This is a genomic window from Pseudomonas sp. G11, assembly GCF_029457515.1.
Taxonomy (GTDB): Bacteria; Pseudomonadota; Gammaproteobacteria; order Pseudomonadales; family Pseudomonadaceae; genus Aquipseudomonas; species Aquipseudomonas gorinensis.
In genome coordinates this window covers 1187815-1199892 of sequence record NZ_CP120377.1, presented here as the reverse complement: position 1 = coordinate 1199892, position 12078 = coordinate 1187815, and the positions used below count along the sequence as shown (strand labels likewise).

Here is a 12078-nt window from a genome sequence, read left to right as displayed (position 1 = left end):
CACAGAGCCAAAGCTCGCGAGTTTACAGGTCAAGCGCCGGAAATAAATCACCCGCCTCTTCAGATCGACCACTCAGCAGTTCGCATCAGCCGCCCTTGACAACCCATCAAGTCATCGGCATGATTCGCGGCCTATTTTGTTTGCTATTTCCTAAAAAGTCTTTCGAGGAGCTCGACGGTGGCCAACACACCTTCCGCCAAAAAACGTGCAAAACAGGCTGAGAAGCGTCGCAGCCACAACGCCAGCCTGCGTTCCATGGTTCGTACCTACATCAAGAATGTAGTTAAAGCCATCGACACCAAAGACGCTGAAAAAGCCCAAGCTGCTTACGTTCTGGCAGTGCCGGTTATCGACCGTATGGCCGATAAAGGCATCATCCACAAGAACAAGGCCGCTCGTCATAAGAGCCGCCTGAATGGCCACATCAAGGCTCTGAGCGTTGCTGCAGCAGCCTAAGTGGTAAGAACTGCCACGTAACCCCGGTTGCGTAACAGTTAAGAAATGCCCCGTACCGAAAGGTCCGGGGCATTTTTGTTTGTGCCTGAAAAGTCCTGGCCGTGATCTGTGGCAAGCCCGCTAGCCAAAAAAACGGGGAATTCCGGGCAAAAAAACGCCCCGAACCAGTCGGGGCATTTTTGCTACCACCTGATCAGTGCATCAATCAGTGGTGGTGACCGCCTTCACCGTGGACGTGGCCGTGAGCCACTTCTTCCTGGGAAGCGTCGCGGATGGCGACGATCTTCACTTGGAAGTTCAGGCGCTGGCCTGCCAGGGGGTGGTTGCCGTCGACAGTCACATCGTCGCCGTCCAGATCACGGATGGTGACGATCTGCATTTGGCCGTCCGGCGCGGAAGCGTGGAACTGCATGCCCACTTCCAACTCGTCGACGCCTTCGAACATGCTGCGGCTCAGGGTGCTGACCAGTTCGGCGGAGTATTCGCCGTAGGCATCTTCAGGCTCTACGGCCACGGTCAGTTCATCACCAACCTGTTTGCCTTCCAGCGCCTTTTCCAGGCCCGGGATGATATTACCTGCGCCTTGCAGGTAGACCAGCGGCGCGCCGCCGGCTGAGCTGTCGATGACCTCACCAGCGTCGTTGGTCAGGGTATAGTCGATGGAGACAGCCTTGTTAGCGGCGATCGTCATGGGGCGAGACCTTTTGCATAAGAATGAAGAACGGACAAGTCTAAACAAGGATTTGCCCGAAAGCGAACAGAACCCGGACGGACGGGACCGATCAACGGCCTCGTTCATCACCGGATTCCACCAGGACGACGACCTGCACTGGGTTGCCGAGCTGTCCTGTGGACACACCCAGCACCTGCGCCACCAGCCGCCCTGGCAGTCTCGTGTCTGGGTGCTGGAGCCCACGCAACGCCTTGAAAAAATAGGCCAGCCCTTTGCCTGCGGCTGGTGTGCGCAGGAGCGCGAATAACGATAACCTTGGCGCCTGATTCCCGGTAGGCACTCAACCATAGAGCGCCACCGAAGCCATGCACCTCCAGAGAATTCGCATGCAGACTTTTTTTATCGCGCCCACCGATTTTGGTGTGGGTCTGACCTCCATCAGCCTCGGGCTGGTGCGTACCCTTGAGCGGGCCGGGCTGAAAGTCGGGTTCTTCAAGCCGATTGCCCAGCCGCACCCCGGCGATACCGGCCCCGAGCGTTCCACCGAACTGGTGGCCCGCACCCACGGCCTGAAACCGCCCCAACCTCTCGGCCTGGCCCACGTAGAGCGCATGCTCGGCGATGGCCAGCTCGACGAGTTGCTTGAAGAAATCATCACCCTTTACCAACAGGCTGCCGTGGGCAAGGACGTGCTGATCGTCGAAGGCATGGTGCCGACCCGCAGCGCCAGCTACGCGGCCCGGGTCAACCTGCACCTGGCCAAGAGCCTGGATGCGGAGGTGATCCTGGTTTCCGCTCCGGAAAATGAAGTACTCACCGAACTCTCCGGCCGCGTGGAATTGCAGGCCCAGTTGTTCGGTGGCCCGAAAGACCCGAAAGTCCTCGGCGTGATCCTGAATAAGGTGCGCACCGACGAAAGCATGGAGGCCTTCTCGGCCCGCCTGAAAGAACATTCGCCGTTATTGCGCAGCGGCGATTTCCGCCTGCTGGGCTGCATCCCCTACCAGCCGGAACTCAACGCGCCGCGCACCCGCGACGTGGCCGACCTGATGGGCGCGCAAATCCTCAATGCCGGCGACTACGAAACCCGGCGCATGACCAAGATCATCATCTGCGCGCGCACCATGCGTAACACCGTGGAGCTGCTCAAGCCCGGGGTACTGGTGGTAACCCCCGGCGACCGTGACGACATCATCCTCGCCGTCAGCCTGGCCGCGATCAACGGCGTGCCCCTGGCCGGCCTGCTGCTGACCAGCGATACCCTGCCCGACCCGCGCATCATGGATCTGTGCCGCGGCGCGTTCCAGGCTGGGCTGCCGGTTTTGTCGGTGAGTACCGGTTCCTACGAAACCGCCAACCTGCTCAACAACCTCAACAAGGAAATCCCCATCGATGACCGCGAGCGCGCGGAGATCATCACCGATTTCGTCGCCAGCCACCTCGATGCGCGCTGGCTGCACCAGCGTTGCGGCACGCCACGGGAGATGCGCCTGTCGCCGGCGGTGTTCCGCTACCAGTTGATCCAACGCGCCCAGGCGGCCAACAAACGCATTGTGCTGCCCGAGGGCAGCGAGCCATTGACCGTCCAAGCCGCCGCCATCTGCCAGGCCCGGGGCATCGCCCGCTGTGTGCTGCTGGCCAAGCCGGCTGACGTGGAAGCGGTCGCCCGCGCCCAAGGCATTGAATTGCCCGAAGGCCTGGAGATTCTCGACCCGGACCTGATCCGCCAACGCTATGTCGAACCGATGGTGGCGTTGCGCAAGAGCAAAAGCCTCAACGCACCGATGGCCGAGCAGCAACTGGAAGACACCGTGGTAATCGCCACCATGATGCTGGCCCTGGACGAAGTGGACGGCCTGGTTTCCGGGGTTATCCACTCCACCGCCAACACTATTCGCCCGGCCCTGCAACTGATCAAGACCGCGCCGGGCTGCACCTTGGTGTCGTCAGTGTTCTTCATGCTGTTCCCCGAACAAGTGCTGGTGTACGGCGACTGCGTGATGAACCCGCACCCAAGCGCTGCCGAGCTGGCGGAAATCGCCCTGCAAAGCGCTGAATCGGCGGCCGCGTTCGGTATCACCCCGCGGGTGGCGATGATCAGCTATTCCAGCGGTGACTCGGCCAGCGGCGAAGAAGTGGAAAAAGTCCGCGAAGCCACCCTGCTCGCCCACGAACAGCAAAGCTCGCTGCTGATCGACGGCCCGTTGCAATACGACGCCGCCGCCAACGAAAACGTCGCCCGGCAACTGGCGCCCGACAGCCTGGTAGCCGGCAAGGCCACCGTGTTCGTATTCCCCGACCTGAACACCGGCAACACCACCCACAAGGCGGTACAACGCAGCGCCGATTGCGTCAGCCTGGGGCCGATGCTCCAAGGCCTGCGCAAGCCGGTGAATGACCTGCCGCGCGGCGCCCAAGTGGATGACATCGTGTACACCATCGCCCTGACGGCGATTCAAGCCGCCAACCGACCTATGGATATCTAAATGCTGGATTTTCTACCTGCCGCCGCGCGCGGGGTGATCGCTTCGCTGTTGTTGGCGCTGAATACGATCCTGTTGTGTTCGTTCCTGTTTGTCGTCGCGCTGTTCAAGGCGCTGCCGTTCGCCAAGCGCTTCAGCGAGTGGCTGATGAACCACACCCATGAAGCCTGGGTAACCAACAACAAGGGTTGGATGAACCTGGTGCGCCGCACCCGTTGGCACCTTAAAGGCCTTGAAGGCCTTGAAGGCCTGGACTACCAGCACTCGTACCTGGTGACCAGCAACCACCAGAGCTGGGTCGACATCATGGTGCTGCAATACGTGCTCAATCGACGGATTCGCCCGCTCAAGTTTTTCCTCAAGCAGGAACTGATCTGGGTGCCGGTGATTGGCCTGGCGTGGTGGGCGCTGGGTTTTCCTTTCATGAAGCGCTACACCAAGGCCTACCTGGAAAAACACCCGGAGAAGAAAGGCAAAGACCTGGAAACCACCCGCAAGACCTGCGCGAAGTTTCGTGACAACCCGGTAGGTATTTTCAACTTTGCCGAAGGCACGCGCTTTACGCCGGGCAAGCACGCGCAGCAGAACTCGCCGTTTCGCTACCTGCTCAAGCCCAAGGCCGGTGGTATCGCATTTGTCCTGGATGCCATGGGTGAACAGTTGAAGTCACTGGTCAACGTGACCATCCACTATCCCGCCGGACGCCCAGGATATTGGGACTTGCTGTGCGGGAATGTGCAGGACGTGGTGGTGCAGTTTGAAGAGGTGCCGATTCCGGCCGAGTTCATTGGCAAGAATTATGAGCAGGATGGGGAATACAGGACGGCGTTCCAGGGTTGGATCAACACGCTATGGGAAGACAAGGATGCGCTGCTGGACAGGCTCCACACCGAATACCCAGACAAACATTGATCAAAATGTGGGAGGGGGCTTGCCCCCGATGGCAGTGTGTCAGTCAGTACATGCTTTACTGACCCACCGCTATCGGGGGCAAGCCCCCTCTCACAGTTGACCGCGCTCGATCTTGAATTAGATCGCGCCGCGCTGACGCAACAGCTCCAGCACTTGCTTGACGCTGTCTTCCAGGGACAGTGCCTGGGTGTCGATCACCAGGTCGGCATTCAACGGCACGTCGTAAGGGAACGACTCGCCCGGGATATTATCCCCACCCGCCGCGTACAACCCTTGCGGATCACGCTCAGCGCACACCAGCGGCGATGCCTGCACGTAGACCGTCAGCAAGCGATCGGCACCGATCAGCGCCTTGGCCTGTTCACGCCCTTCGGCGTCCGGTGCAACGAACGCGGCCAGGGTCAGCAGGCCGGCTTCGTTGAACTGGCGCGCGACATGCGCCGCACGACGCCAGTTCTCGGTACGCCCGACACGGTCCTGCGGCAGGCCTTTGTTGAGGTCGTGACGCAGGTTCTGGCCATCCAGTACGAACACTGCACGGCCCATGTCGAACAGCCTGCGCTCAACCGCGTAGGCCAAGGTGCTTTTACCTGCGCCTGACAGGCCGCTGAACAACACGGTGGCAGGCTGCTGACCGAAACGCTGCGCGCGCTCTTCGGTGGACACGTGGGCCAACTTGCCATGCTGCGCCGCACTGCCGTGGGTCACGGGCGGTGCGATGATCATGCCTGCGGCCACGGTGCCGTTGGTCAAACGGTCGATGACGATAAACGCGCCGGTGGTGCGGTTGCTCGCATAGCCGTCCAGCGCAATGGCGGCGTCAAGGCTGACCTTGACCCGGCCGATCTCGTTCAATTGCAGAGCACTTGCCGGGCCTTCGGCCAGGGTGTTCACGTCCACACGGTGCACGATGCTGGTGATGGAGCCCGGTACGTAGCTGGTGGCACGCTTGATGTCGTATTTCTTGCCCGGCAGCATCGGCTCTTCAGCCATCCACACCAGCATGGCGTCAAAAGCGTCGGTGACTTGCGGCACGTTGTCGGCATGCACCAGCAAGTCGCCACGGGAGATGTCGATCTCGTCTTCCATGGTCAGGGTCACGGCCTGGCCGGGGCCTGCGTGTTCCAGTTCACCTTCGAAGGTGACGATGGATTTGACGCGGCTGCTCTTGCCCGACGGCAGCACCACGACTTCGTCGCCCTTGTGCACAATGCCGCTGGCCAGGGTGCCGGCAAACCCGCGGAAGTTCAGGTTCGGACGGTTGACGTACTGCACCGGGAAACGCAGGTCGGTGTAGTTGCGATCGTTGGCGATCTCGACAGTCTCGAGAATCTCCATCAGGGACTGGCCGGTGTACCAAGGCGAGCGCTCGCTCTTGTTCACCACATTGTCGCCCTTGAGGGCCGACATCGGCACGAACGCCATGGTGCTCGGCTTGAAGGCGATGCCATCGGCGAACTTCAGGTAGTCGGCCTTGATCTGCTCGAACACGCGCTCGTCGAAGCCGTTGAGGTCCATCTTGTTGATGGCGATCACGATGTGCTTGATGCCCAGCAACGAGGCAATGAAGCTGTGGCGACGGGTCTGGGTCTGCACGCCATAGCGCGCGTCCACCAGGATGATCGCCAGGTCACAGGTGGATGCACCGGTGGCCATGTTGCGGGTGTACTGCTCATGGCCGGGGGTGTCGGCGATGATGAATTTGCGCTTGGCGGTGGAGAAGTAGCGGTACGCGACATCGATGGTGATGCCCTGCTCACGCTCGGCCTGCAGGCCATCGACCAGCAAGGCCAGGTCGATGTCGTCACCGGTGGTGCCGACCTTCTTCGAATCGCGGGTGATGGCTTCCAGGTGATCTTCGTAGATCATCTTGGAGTCGTGCAGCAGGCGCCCGATCAGGGTGCTCTTGCCGTCGTCGACGTTGCCGCAGGTCAGGAAGCGCAACATTTCCTTGCGCTCGTGCTGGCCCAGGTAGGCGAGGATGTCCTCGCTGATCAAATCAGATTGATGCGACATTGGTGACAACCCCTTAGAAATAACCCTGACGTTTCTTGTCTTCCATCGAGCCTGCGCCATCGTGGTCGATGACCCGGCCCTGGCGCTCGGAAGTTCGCGTCAGGAGCATTTCCTGAATGATGTCCGTCAGCGTCTCGGCTTCGGACTCCACCGCGCCCGTCAACGGGTAGCAGCCAAGGGTACGGAAACGTACTTTCTTTTTGACGATGCGGGCTTTGTCTTCGTCGGACAAGTGCTCAAGGATGCGGTCGTCGTCGATCATGATCAGCGTGCCGTTCTTCTCGATCACGTCGCGCTCGGCGGCGAAGTACAGCGGCACGATCGGGATACCTTCCAGGTAGATGTACTGCCAGATATCCAGCTCGGTCCAGTTGGACAGCGGGAACACACGGATCGACTCGCCCTTGTTGACGTTGCCGTTGTAGACGTTCCACAACTCCGGGCGCTGGTTCTTCGGGTCCCAGCGGTGCTTGCTGTCACGGAACGAGTACACGCGCTCTTTGGCACGGGATTTCTCTTCATCGCGACGGGCACCGCCAAAGGCTGCGTCGAAACCATATTTGTCCAGAGCCTGCTTGAGGCCCTCGGTCTTCATGATGTCGGTGTGCTTGGCACTGCCGTGGGTAAACGGGTTGATGCCCTGCGCCACGCCGTCCGGGTTGACATGGGTGATCAACTCCAGGCCCAGCTCTTCAACCATGCGGTCGCGGAACCGGTACATTTCCTGGAACTTCCACTGGGTGTCGACGTGCATCACCGGGAACGGCAGCTTGCCCGGGAAGAACGCCTTGCGTGCCAGGTGCAGCATCACGGCGGAGTCTTTACCGATCGAGTAGAGCATCACCGGGTTGTCGAACTCGGCGGCGACCTCGCGGATGATGTGGATGCTTTCCGCCTCCAGCTGTTTCAGATGCGTCAGTTTGTCGACCATGGCTACTCACGGAAAAACGATCTTATGGACGGCCTGCGGGCCGTGTTCGAGCGGGGCATGCTAGCACAGCACCTTCTTCTATTCAGGGAGCGATCTAGATCGAAACGGTATATGAATATACTCCCAGGTTTGACTCATCCGACTCATGAACATCGCCCTACCTCCCACCGGGTTGATGGGGGTTAGTCAGATCGGGTTGGGGCAATCGATGAACAGGTGCTCCAGGGCGAAACGCCGCGCCAGGTAATCGCCCAGCGCCTGCACACCATAGCGCTCGGTGGCGTGATGGCCGGCCGCGATAAAGCTGATGTCGTTTTCCCGCGCGCTGTGGAAGGTCTGCTCGGAGGCTTCGCCGCTCAGGAACAAGTCGACACCGGCGGCAATCGCCTGGTCGATATAGCCCTGGCCGCCGCCCGTGCACCAACCGACGCGGCGGATCATCTCGCTGCCTTCGATCAACAGGGGCTCACGGCCCATGACATCCTGCACGCGTCGGGCGAAATCGCGGGGCGACAGGGGTTCGGCCAGGGACCCGACCAGGCCGACGATCTTGAGGTTGTCGGGGTCCAGTGGGCCTTCGACGGTGATGTCCAGTTGACGCGCCAGTTGCACGTTATTGCCGACGTCTGCGTGCAGGTCCAGCGGCAGGTGATAGGCCAGCAGGCTGATGTCGTGCTTGAGCAGGGTTTTCAGGCGGCGTTGCTTCATGCCGGTGACGCAGGGGTTCTCGCCCTTCCAGAAATACCCGTGGTGCACCAGCACCAGGTCGGCCTGCGCCTCGACGGCAGCATCCAGCAATGCCTGGCTGGCGGTCACGCCGCTGACGATGCGCATCACTTGCGGACGCCCCTCTACCTGCAGGCCATTGGGGCAGTAATCGGCAATTCTTGCGCTGCCAAGGTAGCGGTCCGCTTCCTCGACGAGGGTGCTCAAAGCAACGGCCATAAAAGACTCCTAAATATCCCGTTCAGAGGCGCTCGCAGCCTCGTATAATGCGCGACATTATGGGCGCTCTCCCGCCCCCTGCAACCTGTCAGGACTTACTTGATGCTCAAGGCACTGCGTTTTTTCGGATGGCCATTACTGGCTGGCGTGCTGATCGCAATACTGATTATTCAGCGTTTCCCCGAATGGGTGGGCTTGCCCAGCCTTGATGTGAACCTGCAACAGGCCCCGCAAACCAGCGCGGTAGTACAAGGCCCAGTGACTTACGCGGACGCGGTGGTTATTGCTGCCCCCGCGGTGGTCAACCTGTACACCACCAAAGTCATCAACAAACCTGCGCATCCGTTATTTGAAGACCCGCAGTTTCGCCGCTATTTCGGCGACAACGGGCCCAAGCAACGGCGCATGGAGTCCAGCCTCGGCTCGGGCGTGATCATGAGCCCGGAAGGCTACATCCTCACCAACAACCACGTGACCACCGGCGCCGACCAGATTGTGGTGGCCCTGCGTGACGGGCGTGAAACCCTGGCCCGCGTGGTGGGCAGCGATCCGGAAACCGATCTGGCCGTCCTGAAGATCGACCTCAAGAACCTGCCGTCCATTACCCTGGGACGCTCCGACGGCCTGCGCGTGGGCGACGTGGCATTAGCCATCGGCAACCCGTTCGGCGTGGGCCAGACCGTCACCATGGGCATCATCAGCGCCACCGGGCGTAACCAGCTGGGCCTGAACAGCTACGAAGACTTTATCCAGACCGATGCGGCGATCAACCCGGGCAACTCCGGCGGCGCGCTGGTGGACGCCAACGGCAACCTGACCGGTATCAACACGGCGATTTTCTCCAAGTCGGGCGGCTCTCAGGGCATCGGTTTTGCGATCCCGGTCAAGCTGGCGATGGAAGTGATGAAGTCGATCATCGAGCATGGCCAGGTGATTCGCGGCTGGCTGGGCATTGAAGTGCAACCGCTGACCAAGGAACTGGCTGAGTCGTTCGGCCTGACCGGGCGCCCAGGCATCGTGGTCGCCGGGATCTTCCGCGACGGCCCGGCGCAGAAAGCCGGCCTGCAATTGGGCGACGTGATCCTCAGTATCAATGGCGAACCGGCCGGTGATGGTCGCAAGTCGATGAACCAGGTGGCGCGGATCAAGCCGACCGACAAGGTGACGATCCAGGTGATGCGCAACGGTAAAGAGATCAAGCTGCTGGCGGAAATCGGCCTGCGCCCACCGCCTGCGCCGGTGAAAGAAGAGGAATAAACCACAGCGCCAGGTACCCGTTCGCGGGTACCTGTAAGCTCATATTTCAAAGCAAATTCATTCTCATTAGACATGTTATATTGTTTCAATATCGTTATTGGAACGCTCTATCATGCCGTCTCGAAAACTTGCCCCCTTGGCTGGCCTGGCCTTGGGTTTGCTGCTCGACCCCGCCGCTGCTGAAGAAAACACCGTTGAACTGGAGACCATCAGCGTCACTACCGACGCCTACGAATCCGCCACCGGCCCGGTCAAAGGCTACCGTGCCACCCGCTCGGCCAGCGCGACCAAAACCGACACCGCCCTTCGCGACATCCCACAGTCCATCAGCGTGATTCCCGCCTCGGTACTCACGGACCTGGGCAGCACCAACGTGGAACGCGCCCTGGAGTTTGCCGGCGGTGTGTCCAAGCAGAACAACTTTGGCGGCCTTACGCTCTACGAATACAGCGTGCGCGGCTTCACCACTTCGGAGTTCTACCAGGACGGCTTCAGCGCCAACCGGGGCTACCCAAGCACACCGGACGCGGCCAATATCGAACGTATCGAAGTGCTCAAAGGCCCGGCCGCCAGCCTGTATGGTCGCGGCGATCCCGGCGGCACTGTGAATATCGTCACCAAAAAGCCTCAGCCTGAAGCCTTCACCACCCTGCAAACCAGCGCCGGCAGTTGGGACCGTTATCGCACCGCTGTCGACGTCAATACGCCGCTGGACAGCGAGGGCAACCTGCTGTCGCGGATCAACCTGGCGGTGGAGGACAACCACAGCTTCCGCGATCACGTCCAGAGCAAGCGCGTATTTGTCGCGCCCTCATTCAGCTGGCAGCTTGACCCGGACACCCGCTTGCTGGTGGAAAGCGAATTCGTACGCCACAGTTCCACCTTCGACCGCGGCATCGTCGACGCCCCAGGCGTATCGCGCTCCACCTTCCTCGGCGAACCCAACGACGGCGATATTGATAACCACAACAACCGCATCCAGGCCACCCTTGAGCACCACCTCAACGATGCCTGGAAACTGCGCCTGGCCAGCCACTACAAACAAGGGAGCCTGTGGGGCGATGCATCGGAAAACCGTGCGCTGAATACCGACGGCCACACGGTTGATCGCCGCTACCGCGAACGCTCCATGGGCTGGCATGACAGCATTACCCAGCTTGAGCTCCGGGGATTGTTCGATATCGGCAGTTGGCAGCATGAATTGTTGATCGGTACCGAATACGAGGACTACCGCAAGAAGGAGCGCGTGACCGCAATTGCCGGCAGCCGCTACACCATCGACCTCTACAACCCGGTCTACGGTCAGCCCAAACCCAACGGCGCACGCTCCGGTACCGACTTCTTCGAACAGACCAAAAGCCAGGCGCTGAACCTGCAAGACCAGATCCTCTTCACCGACCGCCTGCGCGGCATGATCGGCGCACGCGTGGAGCATTTCGAACAAAGCACCGACGACTTCACCCGCAACCACACCAAGAGCCGACAGACCCACACTGCCCTTACCCAACGCGCCGGCCTGCTCTATCAGCTCACGCCTGAACTCGGCGTGTTCGCCAACGCCTCGACGTCGTTCAAGCCCAACAGCGGTCTGGATATCGACGGTAAATCCTTCAAGCCGGAGGAAGGTGTGGGGTATGAAGCGGGGATCAAGAGCGAGCTGTTCGACGAACGCCTCAGCGCCACCCTCGCCGCTTTTCATATCGAGAAGGAAAACGTGTTGGCCCTGGACCCGGCCACCAACACCAACCGCGCCATGGGCAAGGCACGCAGCCAGGGCTTTGATCTGCAAGTGACCGGGCAGGTGACCGACGCGGTGCGCGTGATTGGCGCCCTCGCCTACATCGACGCGGAAGTGACAAAGGGTGACAAAACCATCCCGACTGGCAGCCGCATGCTCGGCGTAGCCAAGCGCAGCGGCAGTCTGTTGGGCGTGTATGAATTCCAGGATGGGGCATTGCGCGGTTCAGACCTGGGTGCGGCCCTCACCTACGTGGGTGATCGCTCGGGTGAAGCCGGTGGCCGCTTCGAGCTGCCCGCCTACCACACCGTCGACCTGCTCGCGCATTACAAGGCCACGGACAACGTCACCGTGGGGCTGAACTTGAACAACCTGTTTGATGAGAAATACTACGAGCGGTCCTACAGCAGCTATTGGGTCAATCCGGGTGAACCGCGCAACTTCACCGTGAGCCTGACCCTCAACCTGTAACACGATCAAGCCTGTGGGAGGGAGCTTGTCCTAATGCCAGTCAGCTAAGAGATAGAACAAGCAAACAGCAACCTGTGACGAGCGGGCTTGCCCCGCGTCGGGCTGCGCAGCAGCCCCAATCAATCGGAATGCGGAGTATCAGGCACTCCTCAGCGGCTGGTTCTGGGGCTGCTGCGCAGCCCAACGCGGGGCAAGC

General features: G+C 60.7%; 10 protein-coding genes. 6 read left to right on the top strand and 4 right to left on the bottom strand.

What is annotated here, in order from left to right; translation table 11 throughout:
• Nucleotides 1–177: 177 nt before the first annotated feature.
• Complete coding sequence (rpsT, locus tag P2T68_RS05380) at nt 178–456, top strand: 30S ribosomal protein S20 (protein ID WP_016976313.1); 279 nt, start codon at nt 178–180, stop codon at nt 454–456.
• Between the two features lie 205 nt (nt 457–661).
• Here rpsT and P2T68_RS05375 read toward each other — a convergent pair whose 3' ends face one another.
• The gene (locus P2T68_RS05375; protein WP_012722137.1) at nt 662–1147 is read right to left on the bottom strand and encodes a peptidylprolyl isomerase; all 486 of its coding nucleotides are present in this window, start codon (nt 1145–1147) and stop codon (nt 662–664) included.
• Between P2T68_RS05375 and P2T68_RS05370 the strand changes: the two genes are divergently transcribed.
• The 3 genes from P2T68_RS05370 (at nt 1146) to P2T68_RS05360 (ending at nt 4524) form a co-directional block, all read left to right on the top strand.
• Nucleotides 1146–1436: a DUF3565 domain-containing protein gene (locus tag P2T68_RS05370; RefSeq protein ID WP_024073326.1), complete on the top strand. Its 291-nt coding sequence runs from the start codon at nt 1146–1148 to the stop codon at nt 1434–1436. The genes P2T68_RS05375 and P2T68_RS05370 overlap by 2 nt on opposite strands.
• Nucleotides 1437–1515: 79 nt before the next feature.
• Nucleotides 1516–3615 (top strand): phosphate acetyltransferase, encoded by a 2100-nt coding sequence (pta, locus tag P2T68_RS05365; RefSeq protein ID WP_024073325.1) that lies wholly within the window; start codon nt 1516–1518, stop codon nt 3613–3615.
• On the top strand, nt 3616–4524 hold the full coding sequence (locus P2T68_RS05360; protein WP_277379128.1) for an acyltransferase: 909 nt from the start codon (nt 3616–3618) through the stop codon (nt 4522–4524). It begins immediately after the preceding gene.
• Between the two features lie 117 nt (nt 4525–4641).
• On the opposite strand, the gene cysN is transcribed toward P2T68_RS05360, so the two are convergent.
• The 3 genes from cysN to P2T68_RS05345 form a co-directional block, all read right to left on the bottom strand.
• Nucleotides 4642–6540: a sulfate adenylyltransferase subunit CysN gene (gene cysN / locus P2T68_RS05355; protein ID WP_024073323.1), complete on the bottom strand. Its 1899-nt coding sequence runs from the start codon at nt 6538–6540 to the stop codon at nt 4642–4644.
• 13 nt (nt 6541–6553) lie between these two features.
• The gene (cysD, locus tag P2T68_RS05350; protein WP_024073322.1) at nt 6554–7471 is read right to left on the bottom strand and encodes a sulfate adenylyltransferase subunit CysD; all 918 of its coding nucleotides are present in this window, start codon (nt 7469–7471) and stop codon (nt 6554–6556) included.
• A 186-nt stretch (nt 7472–7657) separates the two neighbouring features.
• Nucleotides 7658–8416: a Nif3-like dinuclear metal center hexameric protein gene (locus P2T68_RS05345; protein ID WP_024073321.1), complete on the bottom strand. Its 759-nt coding sequence runs from the start codon at nt 8414–8416 to the stop codon at nt 7658–7660.
• A 102-nt stretch (nt 8417–8518) separates the two neighbouring features.
• On the opposite strand from P2T68_RS05345, the gene algW reads away from it, so the two are divergent.
• On the top strand, nt 8519–9673 hold the full coding sequence (gene algW, locus P2T68_RS05340; protein ID WP_024073320.1) for a Do family serine endopeptidase AlgW: 1155 nt from the start codon (nt 8519–8521) through the stop codon (nt 9671–9673).
• A gap of 112 nt (nt 9674–9785) precedes the next feature.
• Nucleotides 9786–11882, top strand: coding sequence for a TonB-dependent siderophore receptor (locus P2T68_RS05335; protein ID WP_277379127.1), 2097 nt, complete (start codon nt 9786–9788; stop codon nt 11880–11882).
• The last annotated feature ends 196 nt before the right edge of the window (nt 11883–12078 follow it).

Excerpts from the sequence above, each read along its gene's own strand:
- pta (WP_024073325.1), top strand. The coding sequence starts at position 1,516 with ATGCAGACTTTTTTTATCGCGCCCACCGATTTTGGTGTGGGTCTGACC.
- cysN (WP_024073323.1), bottom strand. The coding sequence starts at position 6,540 with ATGTCGCATCAATCTGATTTGATCAGCGAGGACATCCTCGCCTACCTG.
- cysD (WP_024073322.1), bottom strand. The coding sequence starts at position 7,471 with ATGGTCGACAAACTGACGCATCTGAAACAGCTGGAGGCGGAAAGCATC.
- P2T68_RS05360 (WP_277379128.1), top strand. The coding sequence starts at position 3,616 with ATGCTGGATTTTCTACCTGCCGCCGCGCGCGGGGTGATCGCTTCGCTG.
- P2T68_RS05375 (WP_012722137.1), bottom strand. The coding sequence starts at position 1,147 with ATGACGATCGCCGCTAACAAGGCTGTCTCCATCGACTATACCCTGACC.
- P2T68_RS05345 (WP_024073321.1), bottom strand. The coding sequence starts at position 8,416 with ATGGCCGTTGCTTTGAGCACCCTCGTCGAGGAAGCGGACCGCTACCTT.
- algW (WP_024073320.1), top strand. The coding sequence starts at position 8,519 with ATGCTCAAGGCACTGCGTTTTTTCGGATGGCCATTACTGGCTGGCGTG.
- P2T68_RS05335 (WP_277379127.1), top strand. The coding sequence starts at position 9,786 with ATGCCGTCTCGAAAACTTGCCCCCTTGGCTGGCCTGGCCTTGGGTTTG.
- P2T68_RS05370 (WP_024073326.1), top strand. The coding sequence starts at position 1,146 with ATGGGGCGAGACCTTTTGCATAAGAATGAAGAACGGACAAGTCTAAAC.